The sequence below is a fragment of the Arcicella rigui genome (assembly GCF_034929435.1).
GTDB classification, from domain to species: domain Bacteria; phylum Bacteroidota; class Bacteroidia; order Cytophagales; family Spirosomataceae; genus Arcicella; species Arcicella rigui.
Map to the genome: position 1 here is coordinate 168,318 of NZ_JAYFUM010000007.1, position 25,049 is coordinate 193,366.

At 35.5% G+C, this 25,049-nt stretch carries 28 protein-coding genes; 17 read left to right on the forward strand and 11 right to left on the reverse strand.

Going from position 1 to position 25,049, the window contains the following annotated elements; genetic code table 11:
- Positions 1 to 31: 31 nt before the first annotated feature.
- Together VB248_RS06935 and VB248_RS06940 are read left to right on the forward strand one after the other, a co-directional pair.
- On the forward strand, positions 32 to 331 hold the full coding sequence (locus tag VB248_RS06935) for a hypothetical protein (RefSeq protein ID WP_323296022.1): 300 nt from the start codon (positions 32 to 34) through the stop codon (positions 329 to 331).
- Between the two features lie 47 nt (positions 332 to 378).
- The gene (locus VB248_RS06940) at positions 379 to 804 is read left to right on the forward strand and encodes a hypothetical protein (RefSeq protein WP_323296023.1); all 426 of its coding nucleotides are present in this window, start codon (positions 379 to 381) and stop codon (positions 802 to 804) included.
- Positions 805 to 867: 63 nt separating this feature from the next.
- On the opposite strand, the gene VB248_RS06945 is transcribed toward VB248_RS06940, so the two are convergent.
- The 4 genes from VB248_RS06945 to VB248_RS06960 form a co-directional block, all read right to left on the reverse strand.
- Entirely contained in the window at positions 868 to 1,281 is a 414-nt protein-coding gene (locus VB248_RS06945) for an arsenate reductase ArsC (RefSeq protein WP_323296024.1), read from the reverse strand.
- Between the two features lie 32 nt (positions 1,282 to 1,313).
- Positions 1,314 to 2,354 (reverse strand): ACR3 family arsenite efflux transporter, encoded by a 1,041-nt coding sequence (arsB, locus tag VB248_RS06950; RefSeq protein ID WP_323296025.1) that lies wholly within the window; start codon positions 2,352 to 2,354, stop codon positions 1,314 to 1,316.
- A 23-nt stretch (positions 2,355 to 2,377) separates the two neighbouring features.
- On the reverse strand, positions 2,378 to 3,145 hold the full coding sequence (locus VB248_RS06955; RefSeq protein WP_456062050.1) for a metallophosphoesterase family protein: 768 nt from the start codon (positions 3,143 to 3,145) through the stop codon (positions 2,378 to 2,380).
- A 186-nt stretch (positions 3,146 to 3,331) separates the two neighbouring features.
- Positions 3,332 to 4,231 (reverse strand): arsenite methyltransferase, encoded by a 900-nt coding sequence (locus VB248_RS06960; RefSeq protein ID WP_323296026.1) that lies wholly within the window; start codon positions 4,229 to 4,231, stop codon positions 3,332 to 3,334.
- Positions 4,232 to 4,370: 139 nt separating this feature from the next.
- Between VB248_RS06960 and VB248_RS06965 the strand changes: the two genes are divergently transcribed.
- The gene (locus tag VB248_RS06965) at positions 4,371 to 4,664 is read left to right on the forward strand and encodes a hypothetical protein (protein ID WP_323296027.1); all 294 of its coding nucleotides are present in this window, start codon (positions 4,371 to 4,373) and stop codon (positions 4,662 to 4,664) included.
- A 4-nt stretch (positions 4,665 to 4,668) separates the two neighbouring features.
- Here VB248_RS06965 and sigZ read toward each other — a convergent pair whose 3' ends face one another.
- The 3 genes from sigZ to VB248_RS06980 all read right to left on the reverse strand — a co-directional run bounded on the left by sigZ (position 4,669) and on the right by VB248_RS06980 (position 8,210).
- Complete coding sequence (gene sigZ / locus VB248_RS06970) at positions 4,669 to 5,280, reverse strand: RNA polymerase sigma factor SigZ (protein WP_323296028.1); 612 nt, start codon at positions 5,278 to 5,280, stop codon at positions 4,669 to 4,671.
- 79 nt (positions 5,281 to 5,359) lie between these two features.
- Positions 5,360 to 7,573: a polyphosphate kinase 1 gene (ppk1, locus tag VB248_RS06975; protein WP_323296029.1), complete on the reverse strand. Its 2,214-nt coding sequence runs from the start codon at positions 7,571 to 7,573 to the stop codon at positions 5,360 to 5,362.
- Positions 7,574 to 7,724: 151 nt separating this feature from the next.
- Positions 7,725 to 8,210: a DUF6438 domain-containing protein gene (locus tag VB248_RS06980; RefSeq protein ID WP_323296030.1), complete on the reverse strand. Its 486-nt coding sequence runs from the start codon at positions 8,208 to 8,210 to the stop codon at positions 7,725 to 7,727.
- Positions 8,211 to 8,481: 271 nt separating this feature from the next.
- On the opposite strand from VB248_RS06980, the gene VB248_RS06985 reads away from it, so the two are divergent.
- From VB248_RS06985 to VB248_RS06995, 3 genes are read left to right on the forward strand one after another with little or no spacing between them, the layout of a single operon-like run.
- Complete coding sequence (locus tag VB248_RS06985; protein ID WP_323296031.1) at positions 8,482 to 9,081, forward strand: RNA polymerase sigma factor; 600 nt, start codon at positions 8,482 to 8,484, stop codon at positions 9,079 to 9,081.
- Positions 9,074 to 9,280 (forward strand): hypothetical protein, encoded by a 207-nt coding sequence (locus VB248_RS06990; RefSeq protein WP_323296032.1) that lies wholly within the window; start codon positions 9,074 to 9,076, stop codon positions 9,278 to 9,280. The genes VB248_RS06985 and VB248_RS06990 overlap by 8 nt, the downstream gene beginning before the upstream one ends.
- Before the next feature lie 32 nt (positions 9,281 to 9,312).
- Positions 9,313 to 10,137, forward strand: coding sequence for a mechanosensitive ion channel family protein (locus VB248_RS06995; RefSeq protein ID WP_323296033.1), 825 nt, complete (start codon positions 9,313 to 9,315; stop codon positions 10,135 to 10,137).
- A gap of 8 nt (positions 10,138 to 10,145) precedes the next feature.
- On the opposite strand, the gene VB248_RS07000 is transcribed toward VB248_RS06995, so the two are convergent.
- Positions 10,146 to 10,505 carry a TM2 domain-containing protein gene (locus tag VB248_RS07000; RefSeq protein ID WP_323296034.1) on the reverse strand — a complete coding sequence of 120 codons (360 nt, stop codon included), beginning with the start codon at positions 10,503 to 10,505 and terminating at the stop codon, positions 10,146 to 10,148.
- Positions 10,474 to 10,791, reverse strand: coding sequence for a DUF2752 domain-containing protein (locus tag VB248_RS07005; protein WP_323296035.1), 318 nt, complete (start codon positions 10,789 to 10,791; stop codon positions 10,474 to 10,476). The genes VB248_RS07000 and VB248_RS07005 overlap by 32 nt, the downstream gene beginning before the upstream one ends.
- Positions 10,792 to 11,122: 331 nt before the next feature.
- Between VB248_RS07005 and VB248_RS07010 the strand changes: the two genes are divergently transcribed.
- The 5 genes from VB248_RS07010 to VB248_RS07030 all read left to right on the forward strand — a co-directional run bounded on the left by VB248_RS07010 (position 11,123) and on the right by VB248_RS07030 (position 15,301).
- Positions 11,123 to 11,554 carry an HYC_CC_PP family protein gene (locus VB248_RS07010; protein ID WP_323296036.1) on the forward strand — a complete coding sequence of 144 codons (432 nt, stop codon included), beginning with the start codon at positions 11,123 to 11,125 and terminating at the stop codon, positions 11,552 to 11,554.
- 105 nt (positions 11,555 to 11,659) lie between these two features.
- Entirely contained in the window at positions 11,660 to 13,915 is a 2,256-nt protein-coding gene (locus VB248_RS07015; RefSeq protein WP_323296037.1) for a TonB-dependent receptor, read from the forward strand.
- Positions 13,916 to 13,921: 6 nt separating this feature from the next.
- Positions 13,922 to 14,485: a helix-turn-helix domain-containing protein gene (locus tag VB248_RS07020; RefSeq protein WP_323296038.1), complete on the forward strand. Its 564-nt coding sequence runs from the start codon at positions 13,922 to 13,924 to the stop codon at positions 14,483 to 14,485.
- 129 nt (positions 14,486 to 14,614) lie between these two features.
- Positions 14,615 to 14,839, forward strand: coding sequence for a hypothetical protein (locus VB248_RS07025; protein WP_323296039.1), 225 nt, complete (start codon positions 14,615 to 14,617; stop codon positions 14,837 to 14,839).
- 114 nt (positions 14,840 to 14,953) lie between these two features.
- Positions 14,954 to 15,301, forward strand: a complete 348-nt coding sequence (locus VB248_RS07030; RefSeq protein ID WP_323296040.1) for a heavy-metal-associated domain-containing protein — start codon at positions 14,954 to 14,956, stop codon at positions 15,299 to 15,301.
- 147 nt (positions 15,302 to 15,448) lie between these two features.
- Here the strand turns inward: VB248_RS07030 and accD are convergent, their stop codons facing one another.
- On the reverse strand, positions 15,449 to 16,291 hold the full coding sequence (accD, locus tag VB248_RS07035; RefSeq protein ID WP_323296041.1) for an acetyl-CoA carboxylase, carboxyltransferase subunit beta: 843 nt from the start codon (positions 16,289 to 16,291) through the stop codon (positions 15,449 to 15,451).
- A 199-nt stretch (positions 16,292 to 16,490) separates the two neighbouring features.
- On the reverse strand, positions 16,491 to 19,082 hold the full coding sequence (locus VB248_RS07040; protein WP_323296042.1) for a T9SS type A sorting domain-containing protein: 2,592 nt from the start codon (positions 19,080 to 19,082) through the stop codon (positions 16,491 to 16,493).
- A gap of 462 nt (positions 19,083 to 19,544) precedes the next feature.
- Between VB248_RS07040 and VB248_RS07045 the strand changes: the two genes are divergently transcribed.
- The 6 genes from VB248_RS07045 (at position 19,545) to VB248_RS07070 (ending at position 24,985) form a co-directional block, all read left to right on the forward strand.
- Positions 19,545 to 21,299 carry a phospho-sugar mutase gene (locus VB248_RS07045; RefSeq protein ID WP_323296043.1) on the forward strand — a complete coding sequence of 585 codons (1,755 nt, stop codon included), beginning with the start codon at positions 19,545 to 19,547 and terminating at the stop codon, positions 21,297 to 21,299.
- A 180-nt stretch (positions 21,300 to 21,479) separates the two neighbouring features.
- Positions 21,480 to 22,010, forward strand: coding sequence for a hypothetical protein (locus tag VB248_RS07050; protein ID WP_323296044.1), 531 nt, complete (start codon positions 21,480 to 21,482; stop codon positions 22,008 to 22,010).
- Positions 22,011 to 22,134: 124 nt separating this feature from the next.
- Positions 22,135 to 22,851: a hypothetical protein gene (locus VB248_RS07055; RefSeq protein ID WP_323296045.1), complete on the forward strand. Its 717-nt coding sequence runs from the start codon at positions 22,135 to 22,137 to the stop codon at positions 22,849 to 22,851.
- Positions 22,832 to 23,278 carry a membrane protein insertion efficiency factor YidD gene (gene yidD, locus VB248_RS07060; protein WP_323296046.1) on the forward strand — a complete coding sequence of 149 codons (447 nt, stop codon included), beginning with the start codon at positions 22,832 to 22,834 and terminating at the stop codon, positions 23,276 to 23,278. The genes VB248_RS07055 and yidD overlap by 20 nt, the downstream gene beginning before the upstream one ends.
- The gene (locus VB248_RS07065) at positions 23,275 to 24,165 is read left to right on the forward strand and encodes a hypothetical protein (protein WP_323296047.1); all 891 of its coding nucleotides are present in this window, start codon (positions 23,275 to 23,277) and stop codon (positions 24,163 to 24,165) included. The genes yidD and VB248_RS07065 overlap by 4 nt, the downstream gene beginning before the upstream one ends.
- Complete coding sequence (locus tag VB248_RS07070) at positions 24,113 to 24,985, forward strand: hypothetical protein (RefSeq protein WP_323296048.1); 873 nt, start codon at positions 24,113 to 24,115, stop codon at positions 24,983 to 24,985. Before VB248_RS07065 ends, VB248_RS07070 begins: the two co-directional genes overlap by 53 nt.
- Positions 24,986 to 25,049: the final 64 nt, after the last annotated feature.

The following is a 25,049-nucleotide window of genomic DNA, read 5'->3' on the forward strand; positions in this document are numbered from 1 at the left end:
TGTATTTTTGTATAGATAAAAAATAAGTACAATGGAAGCAATCAGAATTAATGTAAGTAAACAAATGGATGGCTATACTTTCAGTATTGCTCCATCTATTAGACAGTTGATTAAGAGTTGGTTTCCTAACTCTCATCCAGCCAACAATATTTTTGTTGCTTATGATACAAAGAGCGACTTTGAAGTTTATTACAATAAACTTGAATCTTATATTTATCCAGCGTTATTGGGTATGGATAATCAAAGCGAATTAAATAAAAAGGTAGATTTTATTCAATTTGTGGATTCGCACACGGGTAATATTTTGCACTCACACAAAGTACCAGCGTAAAGAAAAATTATCATCTCTATTTAGGAAAAGCAGGACATCTGACGGTAATGTCTGAGTTTTTAACCCGTGGTTGGAATGTTGCTATTCCAGAGGTGGATATTGGCGATGATATTTTTGTTGTTCAAGATGATAATGGAACTTTGAGAAGAGTACAAGTAAAAACCTCTACTTCAACTCAAAGACAAAACAGTTTTAGTGCAAAGTTTAACGTTCCTCTTCCTCAATTAAGAAATATTGCTAATATTCCTGTTCACTATGTTTTTATTGTTAGAAATAATGAACAATGGACTAAGCCACTCATCATTAGACAGGATTATTTGCTTGACTATTTACAAAATTTCAAAATAGGTACTGAGCATAATGGGAACTTAACCTTATATTTTTCATATATGGAAGATAGGGTAGAGTGTTCAGGCATTGATTTTTCCAAATATGTATCCGACTTTACTGATTTTCCTTTGATTGAAGATTAGTAGAGTAGCAAAGCCCCAATACCACAGCCTTCTTCAGACGTGTTATTGGGGCTTTACTTTTCCCTACAAATTCGTCTGAACAAAGTCTTCACAGTACTTTTTAATCATTTCACGAACTCGGGCAAATTCTGCTTTGGTTTCTTCTTCTGTTCCTACAAATTTGGCTGGGTCTGGAAAATTATAATGAAATTTCACGGCTTTTGTGGGGAAGTATGGACAACGTTCACGGGCATTGTCACAAACGGTAATCACAAAGTCGAAGTCGATACTTTCGTATTCTAATACATTGTTAGAAGTGTTTTTTGAAATATCAATGCCATCTTCTGCCATTGTCGCTATCGCTTTTGGGTTTACTCCGTGCGTTTCTACGCCTGCTGAATATACTGCTGCTTTTTCGCCAGCAAAGAATTTTAAATAACCATCGGCTATCTGACTTCTGCAAGAGTTACCTGTGCAGAGAACTAATACTTTTTTCATTTTTTGACTATGAATTTAAGAGAACAATATTCTTATTGATTACTAAATTTTCTTTCTTGTTTCAAGGCAAAGTTTACCATTAAAATCAATACAGGTACTTCAATCAGTGGCCCAACTACTGCCGCAAAAGCAGCACCCGAATTAACACCAAAAACAGCAATGGCTACGGCAATGCCTAATTCAAAATTATTTCCTGCGGCTGTAAATGCCAAAGAAGTAGATTTGGCATAATTCGCTCCTGCTCGTTTGGATAAGTAAAATGCCGAAAAAAACATGATGGCAAAGTATGCTGTCAGTGGTAAAGCAATGCGTAGGACATCTAAAGGAATGGAAACAATTAATTGTCCTTTCAAACTAAACATTACCACAATGGTAAACAATAAAGCTATCAATGTGATAGGACTGATGGCTGGTAAAAACTTCTCTTCATACCATGCTGTACTGAATATTTTTGATAGAATTATGCGAGAAAATAAGCCTGCTAAAAAGGGTACTCCCAAGTAAATAAATACACTTTTGGCTACTTCAGTGATGGTAATGTTTACTTCAAAACCTTGTAAACCAAAAAGCGGAGGCAAAATAGTAATAAAAAACCAAGCATACACCGAATAAAACAGTACTTGGAAAATACTGTTGAAAGCGACTAAACCAGCGGCATAAAGGCGGTCGCCGTTGGCCAAGTCGTTCCAAACAATTACCATGGCAATACAACGAGCAATCCCAATCATGATTAGTCCCGTCATGTATTCTGGTTTATCTGGCAAGAAAACAATTGCCAATATAAACATCAAAACTGGCCCAACGAGCCAGTTCTGCACAAGCGATAAACCTAAAATTTTAACATTATTAAATACTTTAGGAAGTTCGGCATACTTTACTTTTGCCAATGGAGGGTACATCATCAGGACTAAACCAATCGCAAGCGGAACGTTGGTCGAACCCGAATTAAATTGATTAACGAAGGCTTCGGTTTGCGGAAAAAAGTAGCCAATCGCAACACCAATTGCCATCGCTAAGAAAATCCAAAGCGTAAGGTATTGGTCTAAAAATGAAAGTTTTTTGGGTTGAGACATATTTTTATATATTGAGTTTGGGCTTAAAAACCTTTTCTGAGCATTTCTGCTAAATTATTGGGTAAAGGACTGTTTTCAATGGCTTTTGCTGCCGTTTCTATATCATACTCAAATCGAATAAATTCCACTTGAATACTTTCAGCATTAAGTTTAGTACTGTTTTCGTTGATACTCAAAATCACATAACAGCCACGAGCGTCATTGTCTTTAGGTTTACCCACAGAACCAATATTGATAGCATGACGAAACTGCTTTTTACCTTCAAGTTCAGTTGACAAAATTCTGTGATAAGGCTTGTGCGAATGCCCAAAACATAAAATATCAGCGTCGGCTTCTTCCATGATTTCAAGCATCGAGGCTTCTTCTTTATCTTCTAAAAGATATTCATTAATCTTTCTTGGACTTCCATGCACCAGCAATAAAGTAAGCGAATCCTCATTCAATTGAAAGTTTAATCTAATATGTGCAGGCAAAGTTCTGAGGTACTTTCTTTCTTCTGCTTTCACCAAGAAATTGGTGTATAAAGTAGAAACCTTCCCCGATTGTTCATAGTCACTTGTCCACTCAGTTATCGGACTCATACGTGCAATGTCAAAATCATGATTGCCTGCTAAAGTTGGTATTTTCCGCTTTCTGATTTCATTAATAATTTCATTCGGCCAAATATTGTAACCGACTAAATCTCCGAGACAATACATTGCGTCGATGTCTCTACTTTCTACATCTTTTAAAAAAGCATGGAAAGCAGGTAAATTAGCGTGAATGTCTGAGAATAAAGCAATTTTCATCATTTAGGGAGTGATTGGTCAATAGTAATTGGTGATTAGTATTTTAATTGTTTAATTATCAGTTATTTGTAAAAAATAGAAAAGTCAATAGAATTGTATTCAATACGTTGTTTGTAAATCAAAAATATCAGTTTTACTCAATGACAAATCTTTTATCATTGAGTAAAACTGATACTTATCTATGACCAATTAGCAACAGCCACTTCCGGGAGTACAACAAGAAGTACTATTGGCTACATCAGCTAAATTAATTCTAATTTTTTCTTTTTTCGTACCTTCTACTGCTGGTTTTTCTGCATAAACCGTTACGCTATAAATACCAGTACCCGATGCTAAAAATTCTTTCAAGGCATCAATAGAAAGGTATTCCATCAAAATATTGTCAGGTAAAAAGATAGGTTTTTCTTTCTGAACTGTAATGTTGGTAAAACCTGCTTCTTTGATTAACTGCAAATATTCTAATTTTTGAATAGCTCCCGAAACACAACCTGCGTACATTTCTGCGGCAGTTTTTAAAGCTTCTGGAAGGTCGCCTTCCAAAACAATATCCGAAATACTAAAATGTCCGCTTGGTTTCAGTACTCTAAAAATTTCTTGAATAACATTTCTTTTATTTGGCACTAAATTCAACACACAGTTACTCACAATTACATCTGCAATATTGTCGTTCACAGGCATATTTTCGATGTCGCCTTCACGAAATTCAACATTGTTGTAGCCCAATTTCTCGGCATTTTTTCTTGCTTTTTCAATCATGGCTTTGGTAAAATCAATACCGATTACTTTACCCGTTGCACCAGTTTCAGCACGAGCAATGAAACAATCGTTTCCTGCACCAGAGCCTAAATCTATCACAGTATCGCCTGCTTGAATATTGGCAAATTGTGTTGGCAAACCACAGCCTAAGCTTAAATCAGCATCAGGATTATAACCTTTTAAATGCTCGTAGCTTTCCGACATGATGGTGTATGAACCAGCCGAAGGCCCAGCACCGCAACAAGTAGAAGCATTATATTCAGCTGATTGAAGGGCTATTTCGCCATATTTTTCTTTAACAATTTCTTTTAAATTTTCTTCTTGCGTTTTCATAATCTTGTTGTTTTTATATGAAAGAACCCAAAGTCTGAAAAAGGACGCAGGTTTTTTAAGAAATCATTTCAAAAAATGATATTTATCATTATATTTAAAAATATTCTTGGAAAAATAAAATTTAAACGTCGATACGCACATGGAAATCTATCATTTTGATTACAATTTTCAGGAAAACTATCAAGGAGCTAAAAGAGATTTGGGTGTTTTTGAAGAAAAATGGCTTGGGGAATCGTTGGTTGGATACTTAATAGATGCACAGTCGGGCGACTGGCTGATTTCTTTGGTCTTTGTTTCGAGAGAAACACCTTTGAAGTTTTTGATACGGAAATTAGAAAAAACGCCTTCTTTTGCCAAAACAGAACAGTACAAAATATTGGCTGCCAAAACGACCAATATGTTGAAAAATTGGTATCAGGCCTCTTTGAATTAAAAAATTAGATACAAAGACATTCGCCAGATTGTCTTCTTACTTCTACGATATTACCATAAGTATCTACTTTTACGGGGCAACAATCCATGAGTTTTTGCTTCAATTGTTCACGACCACGCTGTACTCTTGATTTTGCCCCAGAAACAGAAATACCCAATTTTTCAGCCAATTGTACTTGCGAAAGTCCCTCAATGTCCACCAAACGCAAGGCTTCTTCATACTTAGGGTCAAGTTCTTTTCTGAACGATTCCAACCAATTGGCTACCAAAGTATTTAGCTCATTTTCATTGAAATAGGTCTCTTCCAAACCATTCAAGTATTCGTCGTTGTCTTCTGCCAAATGGTTTTTCTTGGCCCTGAAATAATTCAAAACCGTATTACGGGCAATTTGAAAAACCCAACCAGCCAGCCTTTCTTCGTCTTGAAGTTGTGATAAATGTTGATGTATTTTGATAAATACTTCTTGAAGGAGGTCGTCGGTAATGTCTGAATTATGCGTTTGATTACGAATGAATTCTTTCACAGGGCGACTAAAATTGAGCCAAATATCATTAAACTTTACTTTGTTGGAAGCAGGAATCAAAACCATAGTAATACCTTTTTTGATGAAAGACACATAGCGACCTTAAAGGACGCAAAAAAACACGAACAAAACTTGAGTTTATTCGTGTTTTCTGAGATTTATTTGCAAAAAGCTACACTTCTGCGGTTTCCTCTTTGTCGATTGTTTCTTCTTGTTCTTCAAATAATTTAGCATCCATAATGTCTGCCATCGTTACTTCAAAGAATTTTTTATGAATATCAAAAGTAGCATCTCCGCATTCAACGGGTGAAGCACAACGCTTGAACGAGCCATCTTCTTGCATGGTATAGGCATTCACGTTGTCTTTTAAGTTCCAAGCTAAAATATTAATGGCTTGTTGTTTTACTTGTGTACCGTAAATTTCAAAAAGAGATTCAATTCTACGGTCGAAACTTCTTACCATTACATCCGCCGAACCACCATATACTTTAGGATTGCCGTTGTTGTGGAAGTAATAAATACGGGTATGTTCTAAGAAATCGCCGACGATAGAACGTACTGTAATATTTTCGGACAAACCTTTTCTTTGCGGACGTAAACAGCAAATTCCTCTGACAATCAATTGAATTTTTACACCAGCTTGCGAAGCTTTATACAATTCATCAATCGTAATTTTATCTTGTAGTGAATTGATTTTCAGACAAATGCCACTTGGTAAACCTGCACGAGCATTTTCTGCTTCGTTTCTAATCATGGCTACTAAACTCTTTCTCATGTCTCTCGGAGCAGTAATCAACCTTTCGTAAGAATATGGCTGAGAGTGTCCAGTGATAACATTGAAAAATTCTGAAATATCTCTGGTCAATACTTCATCGGTAGTTAATAAGCCAATGTCAGTATAAAGTTTTGCTGTATCTTCATTGTAGTTCCCTGACGATAAGTGGGCGTAACTCACTACTCTATCGCCTTCGTTCCTGATGATTTGCAAAAGTTTAGTATGGGTTTTCAAGCCCGGAATTCCATAAATCACAAAACAGCCAGCTTTTTGTAAACGAAGAGCCTCACGAATGTTGTTTTCTTCGTCAAAACGTGCTTTTACTTCAAACAATACCGAAACGTGTTTGCCATTTTCTGCGGCTCTAAGCAAAGCCTCGGCAATACGTGAATGTTTTGAAATTCTGTATAAAGTAATTTTGATAGCCAGTACGTTTTGGTCTTCGGCAGCTTGTTCCAACAACTGAAGTACAGGTTCAAAATTATTGAAAGGATGATGCAAAAGAATGTCACCTTGCTTCATCGTTTCAAAAATATTTTCGGGCTTTTGAGTCACTTGTCCCAAAGCTGGTACAGAAGCTCTTGGGGCAGCTTGTTTAGCCTTAAATTCTGGATGTTTGATGATTTGCCAAAAAGCCGAAAAGTCTATTAAAGTATCGCTAAAGAAGATGTCATTTTTTTCTAATTTCCATCTTTTTAGCATCATTTGAAGCATCCATTCCGAACAACCTACCTCCATTTCGATACGAGTTACTCGTCCGAGACGGCGGTCTTTGATTTTCTTTTTGATTTCGTCGATAAAATCGGTTTCAGAATCTTCATGTTCTACTACATCAAAGTCACCATTTCGGGTAATTCTGAACAAAGAAACAGATTCAATTTCTACGTTTTTATAAAGTTTCCAGATTTCGTGACGAATGATTTCTTCAATCGGTAAAAAGAGAATTTCATCTTCACGCTCAACTACATAAAAGCGTTTTAGATTTTGTGGAATTTGTACAAAACTAATTTTACGACTTTCGTTGATGTTAGTTTCTGTACGTTCACCTTCGCTTTTAGTAACAACACCGAAAATCAACGTTTTGCCTAATAAGCTTGGGAAAGTATGCGTATGGTCGAAAACCATCGGCGTAAGCATCGGGTAAATTGTGCGGTTGAAGTAGTCGAGGATTTGCTCCATTTCATCCTCATTCAAGTCGCTCAAGCCGATTACTCTAAAACCGTTTTCTTCAAATTCTGGAAAAATTTCTTCCTTATACAGTCTTTGAGTTTCTAATACAAATGACTGAGAAGTAGCCATTAAGGTTTTCTTGAAAGGTAATTCTCGTAAGCCTGAATAATCGGTGCGTTCTTTACCGTAGTCGATGTAATTGTACAGTGAACCCACACGAATAGTAAAAAACTCATCTAAATTTGAAGACGTAATTGCCAAAAACTTTAGGCGGTCAAATATATTTCTACGAACATCTCGTGCTTGGTCGAGTACTCTTTCATCAAACTTCAACCAACTTAAATCACGACTGATATAGTCTGATTTTTCAATTACATCATACGATTTATTGATGACTTTTTCAAGACGGCGTTTCTCCTCTGGCGTTTGCTTAGTGTTCATAAAATTGTTTAGAAAGGAAAAAAGATTCCCGATAAGAGAATCCTTGGCTCTGCTACGTTTTTTATATTTGGAAGTAAATCCGTTCATATTACAACAAAGTTAAACGAATCAGGATGAATCCTAATTATAAAATTGTTAAATTAAAGATAGTTCAACGTTGTAAAATCACTTCTTCTTCAACTAAAGCTCGAAGAAGGGCTTCTAACTGCTTCAATGTTTCCGGACTACCGGCATAGTCTTTTATTTTTTTTGTTTTTTCATTATCAGTAAATGAAATATAAGTAGTAGGCAAATCCGAGACGTTCATTTCATAAACATTCTTCAATTCAAAAAAGTTAGCGTTTCTAAACTGTTTTTGCAGTTTTTCAACTGTTCCTTTGGCTAACTTTTTAGAAATTTGTCCTTTTACTTTTACATAATTTTCTCCGTTGTACACCAAACTATCATTCTCAAAAACACTCATTTCAAAAACTGGACAAGTACCATAACAAGCAGTAGTTGCCAAAGTAAAAATAATTTTTGGTTGACTAATAGCGATTGCCGAGTGTTGATTTTGCTCAGAGTTACTTATCTTTTTTTGGCTTTTGCAAGCTCCTATCATAAAGAGACTTATGAATATCAGAATATATTTTTTCATGGAATATGTAGGTAAGTCATTCAAAAAATGAACGGCACTCGTATAAAAAATATTATATAAAACCTTGTGATTTAGCTAATTTAGGATTTTTAGCTTTTGAAAAATATAGTTAGAAGTAATTTTTTTTTCGCTAATTTCGCATTCTGAACAAACACATCGCATCACGCCCACCAAAATCCCTTTTTAAAATTATATTGAATGCCTTCAAATTTTAGCTTTTTGGCTCAAGATTTGAGGCTTTAAAATGCTCTCCAATTTAGCAATTGATATAATGAATTCTAAAAGCCTTAGTGATGAACAATTGGTTACTTTATTTATAGAAACCCAAAAAAATCTTTATTTCGAACACCTATACGACCGCTACGCCGATAAAGTGTATCGAAAATGTATGTCTTTTGTAAAAGATGAAGCCAAAGCGGAAGATTTTACACATGATATTTTCATGAAGTTGGTCTTGAATATCAGTACTTATAAAGCCACGGCTAAGTTTTCTACTTGGTTGTATTCCATCACATATAATTACTGTATCGACCAAGTGCGGCTTTCAAAAAAATATGTTGAGTATCCATTAGACTACGATTTCGACTTAGTCGAAGATGATGACTCTGAATTCGCTGAGTTGGAAGAACAACGATTACGCAAGGCTTTACAACAGATTGTGCCTGAAGAGAAGTCAATCTTATTGATGAAATATCAAGATGAACTCAGTATCAAAGAAATTGCCAGTACTTTGGCTATTTCTGAAAGTGCCGTGAAAATGCGTTTGCTCAGAGCAAAAGAACGACTCAAAAAAGTCTATATCGAAAGTGCATTATTCTGGGGAATCATTATTACGAAAATGCTGAGTGTCTTATTTACAAACAATGACTAACGATAAAGTACCTGAAAACAATCCATTTAAACAAATTGAGTTTGAAGGGAACGCCCCCGAGCATTTAAAAAACGAATTGGTCTCTGAGATTGAAACCATCCGTAATACTTCTGTCATTGTAGAATTATATATCGGAAGTTTTATCGACACCATCGTTCGTGCCATCTCTATTGACGAACCAAAAGATTTTACAGATTAAATTACCTTTACCAAAGCTTAAATAATAAAAATATGCCAAATATTCAGGATATTCTATTACAAACTTTTCAACGACTTATTGAACAACTTTTTCTATTTACACCCAAATTGGTCGGAGCAATCGTACTACTGTTAATAGGTGTCATTGTTGCCAAAATTGTTACCAATCTTCTTCAAAAGGCACTTGCCAAAGCTGGTTTTGATAAATTAGGTGATAAACTCAACGAGATAGACGTTATCAAACGTTTTGGCGAACTAAAACTTAGTATTATCGTTGCCAAAACGCTCTACTATTTTATCATGTTGGTTTTTATCACGGCTGCCACCGAAACACTTGGCATGAAAGTACTTACCGATATGGTTTCTTCATTGGTAAACTTGATTCCTAAATTGATTGCTTCGGCTGTAATGCTTTTGGCAGGAGTAATGATTGCGGATGCACTCAAAAACTCGGTTGTCAATATTTGTAAATCATTTAAAATTGATTCGGGCAAACTTTTGGGAAATATCGTTTTCTTTTTCTTTTTGGTAATAGCCCTCATTGCCGCTTTGAAACAATCGGGCATTGAAACCAGCTTGCTTGAGTCCAGCTTTAATTTAATTATTGGAGGTGTAATTTTCGCTTTTGCTGTGGGTTATGGTGTAGCTTCTAAAGATGTACTTTCTAATATTTTATCAAGTTTTTACAGTAAAAATAAATTTAGAGAAGGGCAAATAATTGTTTTGGAAGGTATCCAAGGCGAAATCATTGCCTTAGATACTACTTCGCTAACGCTGAGAACTGGAGATTCTACTACGATTTTTCCACTAAGTGTTTTGCAAAATCAGAAAGTAGAAATTATTACTTCGGCTGAATAAGGAATGTCTTAGGGATTCCAAGTTTTCATCAACTGTAAAGTCTCGTAAGCAGCTTTTTGATTATACTCAAAAGCCAGACTTTTATAGTTTACTAAATCGACGATAGTTCCGATAAAACACAAACCACCCGTAAAGAAATAAAGTATTCCCATTCCGATTTGGTCTGTCAAGAATCTTTGAATACCTGCAAAACCAAAGAAGCCAATCACGGTTGTTACCAAAATAAGTGTGCTGTCACGGCGTTTGTTTTGGTACATCATCACAAAGGTTTTTTGTTGGTCTTCTGAATAATCTTTGATTAAATTTTGGATAAACATGGCTTCCTCAGCTTCAAGGTTAGCAAGCATCATCATTAAGTTCGGATTCATAGTTTTGTATGTTTAAATGTTGGTAAGTATTTTTTATTAAAGTAATAATTCTGTGAATGATGACAATCAAGGCAAACACGCCAAGTGGATGATTATCAAATGATTGTTTTAGATTTCCGTGTAATAAAAACGAAATTGAATGCCCAATGCCACAACCCGGACAAAATGAAAAACCTAAGTTTTTTATCGGACAAAATGTAAAATGATTTTCCAGAGGATTATCCAAAAACAACCAGATTAAAGCACCCAGCCAGAAAATAAGTTCGATATTGAATTTGTGTTTCATTGTGAATCAAAGGTTGATTGATTTTCTGAATATTGACTATAATTATACACCAATTGTCTTTTTCATGGGTGAATACTTCGTTTTGAAGGATGAAAATATAAATCAGAAAATTATGCAACATTATCTGAAACAAATATAAATACTTGTAATGTTGTAAATGTGTATCTTTGTGGAAGCTATCAGCTATGAGCAATGAGCTTTGAGCTGTCAGCTACAAATTACTATTTTAACATAAATCTCAAAGCAGTAAATTTTGAGATTTCAGCTACCAGTTACTATTTCACAATATAGCTCATAGCTCATAGCTCACTTCTCAAAGCTCAAAGCTAAAATGAAAAAAACACTCATACGCATATTTTGCCTTTTGATGGCCTTCCAAGTGCTTTTCGCAAGCGTTGGATTTGCTATGTATGAGCATCTTTGTAAAATTAGTGGCAAAAGTAAAATTACTTATACTCAGCCCAAACGCTCTTGTTGTGCAAGCAAAGCTAAGATGACCAATGGTTCTTCTAAGACTACCATCAAAAGAGCGAAGTGTTGTTCTGATGCAGTTACGCATTATAAAATTACGCCGAATGCTTCACAAGGAGTAAATATAGATTTCCATTTTCCTGCCTTCGCTTGGCTGGCAGAAACACCTGTTTTGCCTACATTTTCTTGGGTTGCACAGTCTGTTTCATTTAAAATTCCTCATTACTACAATACCGCACCGCCTTTGTTTGGGCGTGAACGCCTTATTTTCATTCAGTCTTTCTTAATTTGATTTTAGTTAAAATCTCGAACGATTTTTTCAGGTGATTGGCTTGTCGAACCTTTTGGGAATTCAAGCAAAATACCTATTCGTTTTAACATTTTAACATTTAAAATCATGAATTCTACTGTTGTTTTAAAAAGACTCTCTGGACTTACTATCCTTATAATCAGTAATATAATATTTAGTTTTCAAACTTTTTCTCAAAATGGAGAAATTGTTCGTGGAATCGTTTTAGAAAAAAAATCTGACGGAAAAAAAGAAGCCATTATTGGTGCAACACTCCGTTGGCAGAATGCACAAAGAGGTACTTCATCTGACGAAAAAGGAGAATTTTCTTTGTCAAAAACCCCACAAAATCATCAATTAATTGTTAGTTCGGTAGGTTACAGAACTGATACTTTGATGGTCCATTCCTTAGCATTTTTAGAGATTTATCTCACTCCAGAAAATGCAGCTTTGGCAGAAGTTGTTGTAAAAGCCGAAGCTACTTCTATGGATAGAATGAATCCTATTCATACCGAAATTATTACTTCAAAGGCTCTTGCCAAAGCGGCTTGCTGTAATTTATCCGAAAGTTTTGAAACCAACGCTTCTGTTTCTGTAAGTTATTCGGATGCCGTAACGGGAGCAAAGCAAATTCAATTATTAGGTTTATCGGGTAATTATATCCAAACCAATGTCGAAAACATTCCTGCCATTCGTGGATTAAACAGCACTTTTGGTTTGAATTATATTCCCGGTACTTGGATTTCTTCGATTGATGTGGGCAAGGGTGCTGGTTCGGTAGTAAGCGGCTACGAGTCGATGACGGGTGCTTTGAATGTTGAATTAGCCAAACCCGACGTAGCTGAAAAACTGTACTTGAATACTTACTTGAATAGTCAGGGTAGGGGAGAAATCAATTTGAATTTAGCTAATAAAATCAATGAAAAATGGTCAGTTGGTTTACTGACGCACGCCAGTACTTTACAAACGAAGTTAGACCAAAACAAAGATGGTTTTTTAGATTTACCGCTTTACACTCAATACAATGCCATCAATCGTTGGAAGTACCAAAGTGATAAAATGATGGCTTCTTTTGGGATAAAGGCATTGTATGAAGACCGTTTGGGTGGACAGGTAAATTTTAATGCTGATACCGACCGTAATACCACCAAAGCGTATGGTTTCGGAAGTACTACCAAACGCTACGAATTTTTTAGTAAAACCGCCAAACTCTATCAAACAAAGCCTTATCAAGGTTTGGGCTTTATCCTCAATGGTGTTTATCATGATAATGTTTCTTATTTTGGATTAAAAAACTATGCTGGAACTCAAAAAGGTCTGTATGCCAATTTGATTTATCAAAACATTTTGGGCAATACTAATCATCAATACAAAGCTGGGGTAAGTTATTTGTTAGACGATTATAACGAAAAGTATATTGATTCTACTTTCAAAAGAACTGAATCTGTGCCGGGGGCTTTTGTAGAATATACCGAGACAATTCCTGATAAACTAACACTTGTATTGGGCGGAAGAGTAGATTTTCATAATCTTTACGGAACACGATTTACGCCTCGAGTACATTTAAAATATGATATTACTTCTGAAATACATCTTCGTTTAAGTGCAGGAAAAGGTTGGAGAATGCCCAATGCCATTGCCGAAAACTTCGGAATGTTGGTTAATTCCAGAGAACTTGCTGTGTTAGATGTGATTCGTCCAGAAGAATCTTGGAATTTTGGGGCGAGTTTGAGCAACGATTTTTATCTTTTGGGTAAAAAAGGAACAGTCATTTTAGATGTGTACAGAACCAATTTCCAGAATCAATTAATTGTCGATATGGAAAGTGTTAATTATGTTCGTTTCTATAATCTGAAAGGTCGTTCGTTCTCAAACAGTTTTCAAGCAGAGGTGAATTATGCACCGAGCAAACGTATCGAAACTAAATTGGCTTATCGCCTTTTTGATGTTCAAAACGATATGCTTAATCCAAGTGGTGAACTTACTTTATTGCCCAAACAGTTTGTCAATCGTGAGCGTGTTTTATTCAATATTGCTTATGCTTTGCCTTATAATAAATGGAAATTTGATTTTACTTGGCAATGGAACGGCAAGCGTAGAATCCCTAATATGATAGAACACCTTCATGGCACTACACCACCGTCAGTTTTCGCTCCTGCTTTTTCAAATATTAACGCACAGGTTACGAAGGCTTTCTTGAAATGGGAAATGTATGTGGGTGGTGAAAACTTAAATAATTTTACCCAAAGTAATCCGATTGTAGCGGCTAATGACCCTTTCGGGAAATATTTCGATGCCTCAATGGTTTGGGGGCCAGTTATCGGACGAATGGTTTATGTGGGAATGCGTTATAAAATTAAATAGGCTGTCATGAAATTATACATCAAAAATATGGTTTGTGACCGCTGCAAAATGGCGGTTAGTCAAATACTTACTCAGCTCAATATTGAAGTACGTCAAATGGAACTGGGAGAAGTAGAACTCAATCAGGATTTAGACGAAAATACCCAAAGTACTTTGGCGAAACAATTGGCAAGTATTGGCTTTGAATTGTTGGATGATAAACGTAAAAAGATTGTTGAAAAGATAAAGAATGTAGTGATTGAAATGGTACATCAGTCAGGTACGGATGTCGATAAAATTACGCCTTCTTTTCTAATATCTGAGCGAGTTGGTAGAGATTATAAGTATTTAAGTACGCTGTTTTCGGAAGTAGAAGGAAAGACGATTGAACAATATTTGATTTTCCAGAAGATAGAGAAAGTAAAGGAGTTGTTGATTTATGATGAACTGACATTAAGCCAAATTGCCGACCAATTACATTATAGTAGCGTTCAGCATTTATCGAATCAGTTCAAAAAAGTAACGGGACTAACGCCCAGTAATTTTAAAGAACTGCAACACCATAAAAGAAAAGCCATTGATGCGATTTAGAGAGTGATTGGTAAATAGTAATTGGCGATTAGTATTTCAAGTTAGATATATCAACTTTCAAAAGATTTAGTTAAATCTAACAATCGGATACTTACATTCCTTGAGCGAGTTGCTATATTCTCCGAGCAGGTGCTTACATTCTTCGAGCGGGTGGTCATATTCTCCGAGCAGGTGCTTACATTCTTCGAGCGGGTGGTCATATTCTTCGAGCGGGTGGTCATATTCTCCGAGGAGGTGCTTACATTCTTCGAGCGGATGGCTATTTTCTCCGAGAAGGTGCTTATATTCTTCGAGCGGGTGGCTATATTCTTCGAGTGGGGGGTCATATTCTCCGAGAAGGTGCTTATATTCTAAAAGCGAGAGCTTAAATACTCGAATTGATTTGACAAATTTTAAAATTTGTCAAATCTGGAAATAAAATAGAAACAAATTTTAAACAACATAATAAACAATTAAACAAACAACAACATGAAAAAGAGCATTTTAGTATTCGTCCTTTTATTGGTTTCAGTGTTCACTTTTGCAGAAACACCAAAGAAAGAAACCGTGAAAATCAAAACTTCTGCCATTTGTGAAATGTGCAAAGAACGTATTGAGAAAAAATTAGCTTTTACAAAAGGCGTAACAGAGTCGAACTTGAACGTAGAAAGTAAAGACAAAGTGGTTACAGTAACATTCAATCCAAAGAAAACATCTGTTGACAAAATCAAGAAAGCGATTTCGGAAGTAGGTTACGATGCAGAAGAAGTAGCAGCAGATGCAAAAGGTTATGAAAAATTACCTTCTTGCTGTAAAAAAGGAGGCTCGGCTCACTAAGCGATACCCGTTATTTGTTAATTAGTCATTACTCATGCCATGAATCAAGTTCATGGCATGAGTTTTTTTATAGCAAAAAATACAAAAGGGTTGCTGATGCAAAATCAACAACCCTTTTGTAATCTCAAAGCTCATTGCTCAAAGCTATTACGCTATCATACTTAACAGCGAAGTAAGTTTATCTTTTAAATCTTTTCTATCTACGATAAAATCAAGGAAACCGTGTTCTAATACGAACTCTGCACTTTGGAAACCTTTTGGCAAATCTTTACCAATAGTTTCACGAATTACTCTTGGCCCAGCGAAACCAATCAAAGCACCTGGTTCAGAGATATTGAAATCGCCAAGCATGGCATAAGAAGCCGTAACACCACCAGTAGTAGGGTCTGTTAATAATGAAATGTATGGAATTCCTGCCTCAGCCAACAAAGCTAATTTGGCAGAAGTTTTTGCCATTTGCATCAAAGAAAAACCTGCTTCCATCATTCTTGCACCACCCGAGCGTGAAATCATCAAGAATGGAATTTTGTGTTGAAGAGCGTAGTCGATACCTCTTGCGATTTTTTCACCTACTACCGAACCCATCGAGCCACCAATAAATGAAAAATCCATCGCTGAAATAACAATATCAATGCCATTGATTTTGCCATGGGCAGTTCTAACGGCATCTTTCAAACCTGTTTTCTTTTCTGTTGCCTTGATACGGTCTGGATAACGTTTTGTATCGACAAAGTTCAAAGGGTCACCAGAAGAAAGCATTGCATCCAATTCTGTATATCGTGTTTGGTCGAAAAGTAGCTCGAAATACTCTTGTGAGCCAATTTTTTCATGATAATTACAGTTTGAACAAGTATAAGCGAACAAACGATGTTCACGAGTGTGCATTGCTTTTTTACATGAAGGGCATTGATACCAAAGCCCATCTGGAGCTTCACGTTTTGATTCTGTGGGGGTTAAGATACCCTTATCTTTTCTGGTAAACCAAGACATATTTTATGATTTCTTAATGCAATTAATAAAAATTGAAACTATCAAGTTGCAATGAATAACGTGGTTTTGCTTCTCTTTTTTAGAGAAAAACTTTGCAAAGATAAGATAATGCTTTTCGACTTATAACATTTTTGTAAAAAATTGTCAGAGTAAAAGCAAACGAGCCTCTATGTTTTTCATAGAGACTCGTCGAAATAAATTATTTTGTTAAAATTATTTTCTTGAAAAGTACGCCGTTTTCAGTTTGGAGTTTTAAAATATATGCTCCACTTTGAAGATGCGAAAGGTTAATTGAGCTTGAAAACTCTGTTCCAGAATTAAGGTGATGTTCAGATAATACCGCTCTGCCAATCATATCATGCACGTTGATATTGATTTCTTTTGTGTTTTTCTGGAAAGATGCCTTCAACAGAAATTCACCCGAAGAAGGATTGGGAGAAATATTTACGTCAATGGTAGCGATAGGTTCGTTGGCTAAAACGGTTACTTTCGGAGCAACTTGGATATTCAAATCGTCAATAGACCAGCCCCAGCCATAAGCAAGTGGGTCAGCTAATAATCTGAATCGAATTAAAACATTGTCTCCAGCCTTAAAATCGCCTGATTTCAGCATATCAATTTCTCTTTTTCTATAAAGAGAAGTAGAGCCTACTACTTTAGAGTTTTGGTCTTTGTCAATATTATTCCCTTGCCATGCGTTCAACCAAGTTGGGTCAGCGTTTGAATCCCAACCGTCCTGAAACCACTGCCAAGTTTTTCCATTATCTTTTGAGCCTTCAACCACAACATAATCAAAAAATTCACGGTCTGGAAAAGTAGCACCATCTGCTCCTGGTTCAACTAATACGATTTCGTTGAAGTAAATTTTTGCACTATCACTTTTCAACGTAACAGGTCTTAGCAATTGAGCAATATAGTTAGAAAACAAATTACCATCTTCTGGGAAGGTTTCTTCCGAACCATTTTTATATGGGTGGTCAGAATTTAAAGAAATATTATTAAAGCCCGAAGGTTGAGTAAAAGAGAAACCTTTAAGATAGAAATCCTCTGGTGGCGAAGTAACCGCATCAAAATTGTTTGAATAGGTTTTTACAGCACTCAACAACTGGATTACTTTAATTTCGTAATAACCAGATTCTGGCGAGTACCTTACATTTTTGATTTTTGCTTTGTCTTTTACAACAATACGATAAGTGATAATATCTCCTTTTTTAATTTTCCCTGCACTAAAATTAAAACTACCATCAAAAGCGACGATACTATTTTGAGTTACAGTTGTTAGCATGATAGGGGCTTGTTTAACACCGTTAATCAAGTATTCAATGTACACGCTATCAATACCAATGTTGTCATAAGTATATCCTGTAGGAATGGTAACTTTAGTGTCTGTATTGAAAATATTGTAAATATTATTTTGATATGACAATACAGGTTTTACCGTATCAGCTCCAATGGTGAAATTATAATAATTATAAAAGCCTTTTGTACTTCTTGGGGCTTCTGCTGGACTGGCAATTTTGTTACCAGCAAGGTCTTCGCCTGCCCAATAATACTGAATCAATCTTCTATTTGTCGATTTTGGTAAAGTATAAGAATATTGGTTTCCAACCTTCGTTAGGGGTACTTCGGTAGCACCTAAAATATTGGTTGTACTTACAAAAAGTTTTACAGTACCATCTTTAATTCCAGCATCACTGTAAACGGTGGCAGTCAGTACATAATCTTTGTTGGTATCTTCATTGTCTTTAAGAGGCGTATGGATAATAGAACTACTCGCCCAACCGATGTCGTTAAAGAAATTTAAAACGATTGGCCCAATTTCACGAGTAACTTCGCCAGCGGCAATAGTGGGTGTCATTAAGGCATTTGGGTTTCCAACTGGATAAGTAGCTTGGTCAACGTGATAAATACTTGAACCAGAACTATAAGTACTCGGTGCATAAAGCTTTGCTCTGACTACCGAAGGGCTATTCAAAAACAGTCTATTACTGGTAATGTAACTACGAAGAGCCGTCGAGAAATTTTCAATTTGGCTTGTATCTATCAGCGAAAGTCCTGCATTGTTTTCAATATAATTATCAAATATTCCTGCATAACCTGCATAAGAGCCATCGCCCCAGCCCGCAATGGTTTCGTTGGCAGCAAAAGTACCAATAAAGCCAAGTCCATGACCGAACTCGTGCAATACTACCGAAAGTAAATCATATTGGTTTTTAGTAGGGGCAGTTGCTCCGTAGTTCCAGTCGTTACGGTCTGAATTAAAACTTGCATAAATGTCATATTCACTTGCACCATTTAGTTCCTGACGAGCCATTTTCTCTGCTAAAGCCACAGGATACCAAGTACCAGCCTTGGCTGCTCCCTGAAAGTCGTGATAGTAAGTAGAAGCACCTGCCGAACCAAGTACGCCTGTGGCAAGGCTTTTCCATTGCACATAAATACGGATGGGTACATCAGAATTGAGAGCGTCTGCCCAAATGGCTGCTGCGTTTTCAAATATTTGTTTTACTTCAGCACTTACGCCATTGGCATTTTCAAAAGTCACTTCAAACTTGGCTTTGTTGGCATTGGTACTTGCTTGGCGAGTATTACCTGAGAGTTTTCGGGCTGCCGCCAACTGTGCTTCTATCATTTGGGTATAACCCATTGGTAGCACACGCTCTTTGGCTTGTTCGGGTGTGGGGGAATAATCCACAATTTGGTTACCCTTTGTAGAGCCTTGTTTTAGTCTTTGGGAAAACCCCAAAAAACTCCCAATAAGTAAAAAAGTAGTAAGTAGTATTTTTCTCATATTATGAACATTTTAGCAGACTGACTCAACAGGATTAAAGTATGAAAGTTTTGGAATACAAGATAATAACTATTCTTCATAGAAGTACAATCATTGAATTATTAACGATAAAAGTACCTCCGCTTGTATAGCTTTCGCCCACAACTTGTCTATGAAACATTCGTTTCATAGAATTTATATGAAAAATAATTATCTTATTTTGTAAAATAGATTAACTTAGATACTTGTAAAGGTATTAAAATAAGTAAATATTGGATTATTTTCATAATCAACTTTAGGGAACTCATTTATTACTAAGACAAGAATTTGTCTTAAAACGTTATTTTTTATTCATATTTTTGAAAGTGATACCGCTCAATAATTTGAGAAGCACTAAAGCCTTCTATCTTTGTTTAATACAATAAATAATTTTTATATTTGCTCGTCTAAAAATCTCAGACTTTAACTAAATTAAAAATAATTATGGCAGCAAGCTTCGACGCTCTTACCCAAGAAAAAATCAATTTATGGCTATCTGGAAATTACGATGCCGACACAAAAGCTAAAATCCAACAGCTTTTAGACGAAGGGAAAGAAACAGAATTGACAGATTCTTTTTACAAAGACTTAGAGTTTGGAACGGGTGGAATGCGTGGTGAAATGGGAGTAGGTTGCAACCGAATGAACAAGTACACCGTTGGGTCGGCAACACAAGGATTCGCCAATTATTTGAAAGCAAATTTTTCTGGTGAAAGTATTAGCGTAGCCATCGCACACGATTCTCGTAATAATTCACCATTTTTTGCTCGTGTAGCAGCAGATATTTTTTCTGCTAATGGTATTAAAGTTTACTTATTCTCGGCACTTCGCCCGACGCCAGAACTTTCTTTTGCCGTTCGTCATTTAGGTTGTAATGCAGGTTTGGTAGTTACGGCTTCACACAACCCACGTGAGTATAATGGTTACAAAGCTTATTGGAATGATGGTTCTCAGGTAGTTGCTCCGCACGATAAAAATATTGTAGCAGAAGTAAATAAAATTCAATCGGTAGATGAAATCAACTTTACTGGAAATCCTGATTTGATTACCCTTATCGGTGAAGAAATTGATACAGAATATTTGAAAACCATTCAAGTAAACTCTATCAATCCTGATGTGATTGCTCGTCAGAAAGACCTTAAAATTGTTTACTCATCTATTCACGGAACAGGTATTACTTTAGTGCCAAAAGCTTTAGCACTTTTGGGCTTTGAAAATGTACACGTAGTAGAAGCACAAGCTGAACCCAATGGCGATTTCCCAACGGTAGTATATCCGAACCCAGAGGAAAAAGAAGCCATGACTTTGGCCGTAAATTTGGCAAAAGACCTTGATGCTGACTTGGTAATTGCTACCGACCCTGATGCAGACCGTGTAGGTGCGGCTGTAAAAAATCCAAAAGGAGAGTGGGTATTGCTCAACGGTAACCAAATGGCAAGCTTGATTATCTATTACTTATTAGATGCTTGGAAAAAAGCAGGTAAACTAACAGGTAAAGAGTTTGTAGCGAAGACCATCGTAACGACTAACATTATCGACAAAATGTGTGAAACACAAGGCGTGAAATGTTATAATACTTTGACAGGCTTTAAATTTATCGCTGCTGTAATTCGTGAATTAGAAGGGAAAGAAACATTTATCGGCGGCGGTGAAGAATCTTATGGATACCTCATCGGTGATGCTGTACGTGATAAAGATGCAGTAGCTTCTTGTGCGATGATTGCTGAATTGACTGCTTATGCAAAAGACAACGGTAAATCATTGTTTGATTTCCTAACGACAATGTACATGGAAAATAATTTCTACTACGAAGGCTTAATTTCTTTAACTAAAAAAGGAAAAGCTGGAGCAGAAGAAATCCAAAAAATGATGGCAGATTTACGTAGTAATGTACCAGCAACCGTAGCAGGTTCAGAGCCAGTAACTGTACTCGACTATACAAATCTTACTTCAACTGATTTGAAAACAGGAGCGGTAACCAGTATTCCAACAGGCTTGGGAATGGAATCTTCAAATGTAATACAATTAGTATTAGCAGATGGCACAAAAGTATCAGCTCGTCCGTCAGGAACAGAGCCGAAAATCAAATTCTATGTTTCAGTAAACGCACCGTTGACAAAAGCAGAAGATTTTGATGATACTTTAGAAAGCTTGAAACAAAAAGTATCGGCTATTCAAGAAGATTTAGGTTTGAAATAAGCGTTATTTTTCAACTAATTTTATGTAAAAGGACTTATCATTTCAAATGGTGAGTCCTTTTTTGTTTAACTAAATATTTGTAAAGTTATATTTTAGCCGTAAAATAAGTTTATTTTAAAAGAACTGGGAAAAAGATTTACTTTGGTTGAAATCAAATATTAAACCTTAACATTTCCCATTATGAAAAAGAAAGTAATGTATTCAATTATTGTTACTCTTTTGTTATTCACATCGTTGAACAGTTTTTCTCAGGCTTATAAAAAGGGTTTTAAACAATTCAATGCAGGAGTGGGGCTATTATTTGTCGGAGCTTATGCCAGTGCAGAATTTGGTGTGGATAATAATATAGGTGTTGGTCCTATTGTTGGTTATACTTATTATAATACGGGCTTATTAAGCGGTTATTATGGTGATTACGGTTATGGACAATACAGAGTTGGGGCAAGAGGTGCCTATCATTTAGGAGAAACATTTAAAATAAAAGATGATAAAATAGACCCTTATATTGCTTTAAGTATTGGGGTAGTAGTTGATAGAACAGACATAAATTTTAATGCTAATACTTTAGAAATTGAGTACAATAAAAGAGTATTACCATTTTTTAATCCAAGATTTGGTGCTGCCATGGAATTGACACAAAACCTAAAAGCTTATGTTGAATTGGGTTATGGAGGTTCATGGATGCAAGGGGGGATTGCATTTAAATTTTAGTAGTTTCCATTGCTGATTGATAGCTTTCCCTACAATTATTTTGTAGGGATTTTGCTTTAATATAGCTTTACTCTTGCTTATATTTATTGAGCAATTATATTTGTTACTCTTAACTTGCTAAACTATGTATAAAAAAACTACGGTATTAAGATTTATCGCTATTCTTACACTTTTGGCTACTGCTTTTACTTCGTCCACTAACACGAAAAAGATTAGTGCTTCAATGCTTTCTCGTTCTGTAAGAAATGGAAAAACCTTAACGGTTAAAGCTGAACTTTTTTATCAATTGGCGGGTGGAAAAATGATTAGTCATTACACCCAACCCACAGAACAATATATCGTCAATACTTCTAAAGGGGAAATCAGCATTTACAATCCAGAAAAAAATACCGTAATCCAGCAAGTAAATTATTTATTCAGTACAGAAACAACGCAGTTTTATTATTTCTTGAATAATCAAAAAGTAGATTTAGGACTAAGAGCTATGGGCTTTACTAATAGAGATACAAAGTTTGAGAAAAACCTGATGATAAGTACATGGATTGCACCGCTTCGATTGGCGAAAGACATTAAACAAGTTGAATTGGTCCATAATGGTGCAAACCCGATTTACACAAAATATATTGGTAGTAATGGACAGCTCATCAAAAAAGTGTACTATTACAATTATCAAACCATCAATGGACTTGATTTCCCTTTAACAGTTACACAGATTGATTACTTCTCTGCAAAAGATTCTGTGATTGCTAAGACTACTTATTCTGATATTAAAGTAAACGAAGCCGTAAGTAATAAACTTGCTGATTTTACCATACCCGCCAATGCAAAAATCCTTAAATAGCCTTCGTGTAAAACTCACAGGTTTCGTGTGTTTGTGTCTTTTTGTTTTTAATTGCCAAGCTCAAAGTCATAAAATCGACCTTGCTTACTTAGCTCAAAGAGATAGTTTAGTAGCCTCTACTTCCACAAATTCGAAAGTAAGTACGAAGAGAAAATTCAATCCAATTACTTTGTTTCTTGGTGGTTCATTAAAGTTTTATCAAAATACTATCTCACCGCAAATTTCAGCTAATTGCTTATTTGAAGTTTCCTGTTCAAGGTTTAGCCAAGGAGCTATTCAAGAGTTTGGCGTTCTTAAAGGAATAGCACTTACCGCAGACAGACTGGCAAGGTGTAATCGTATCAGTGCTACCACTATAAATCCTGTGAGAATTACAGAACAAGGTAAAGTAATAGACGACCCCAAGATGTATAAAATAAAAGAATGAAATTATACAAACAACAATTGAATTTCAAAGGCTTAGTTTTATTTTTGATAATTTCTCTTAATCCTGTTTTTGCTTTTTCTCAAGTTCAAAGAGATAGCTTATTCCTACAATACTTAGTCGCAAAAGATGAACACCGAGATGTAATCACCTTTTTGTCACTGTTGCAAAATCGCTATGCCGACTCTACTCAAAGCCGATTTGAAATACCTTATTGGAAAGGCTTATCGTTTTACTCTTTAAGAAGTTTAGACTCCTGTTCATATTACTTGGCTAAAGTGAGCCAAAGTAGTCCATACTATAAAAAATCATTATTCTTAACAGGAATCTCCCACAGTTATCTTCGTCGTTTCAATCAAGCTGAAAATACTTTATTAAAAATATTCAGCAAAGACGATAGCATTCACTTGGCTACCCGCACTTTTGAATTGGCAGGTATAGCTTTACTAAAAAGAGATTTGTATCGTTTTGATTCTCTCAAAAATCACTTCTCTACGCAGTATTATCCATTACAAAAACAACAAAGTAATTTTGATTCTTATCGAGATATTATCAAAAAACAGCAAAGTAAATCTGCCTTTAAAGCCGCCTTGCTTTCTGCCATTGTACCTGGTATGGGAAAATTATATGTAGGGGGGCAATTAGGACAAGGAATTTCTACTTTCTTACAAAATACGATTTTAGGCTTACAGGCTTATGAAGCCTTACGAAAAGATGGAGTATCAAGTCCCAGATTTATTATTTATGGAGGTTTATTTAGTGTATTTTACCTTGGCAATATTTGGGGAAGTGCTTTGAGTGTAAAAATTAAAAGACAAGAATTTAACGATAAAATAGATGAACAGATTCTATTTGATATGCACATTCCTTTGCGTACCATTTTTAACTAAAACATTTGGTCAAAATTTTCAAGAAGGAGATAGTTTATTGAAGCGTAAACAATATGATTTAGCTTTATTAGCTTATGAACGAGTTTACTTTGAAATAACTGAATTCTCCGACACCACCTTGTCTTCAAATTCATTGCAAGAAGCAAAAAATAATTGTGTACTTCGTAAGGTCTATTGTTTGAAGACAATGGGAAAATTTGAGGAGGCAAGCAAAACAGCCCAACGCTTTGAATTAAATAATTTATCAGACTCAAGGCAGTTGCTGTTGAGAAATGAAATCGTGGTCTGTTATTTTTTATCAGGATTTTATGAAGATGCTCTTAGTCAAATTCAGCAAATTCGTTTTTTTATAAAGGATTCAACGCTAACTCAGCAAACAGATATTTGGGAAATATTATCATTAGTCCATCTTAAAAGATATGCAGAAGCTAAAGTGATTTTCAAAAAGTATCTCGAACGTAAGCATATTTCTATGGATGTTGATGAAGTATTTTCATTTGAAAAAAAGACAGGTTTTCGTAATCCTAAAAAGGCTGAGGCTCTTGCCACTTTCTTACCCGGAGCAGGTATGATTTATTCGGGGAAAGTGAAAGAAGGCGTTACTTCGTTAATATTACAATTAGCAACTTTGGGTTACGGAGGATATAGTATTTGGAAAGGATATTACTTTTCAGGCTTTTTTTCGGGTTTTGGGCTTTTTCAAGCATTTTATTTTGGTGGAATAAAAAGAACTGGAGTATTGGTAGAGCAACGCAACAAAAACTTAACAGATAAGTATGCTCAGGATATGGCAAAAGTGATTATGAAATTAGAAGAGTAATTATAATAACAGTAATAAAAAAGCCGAACCCTTTCATAGAGTTCGGCTTTTACTATTTTAGAGC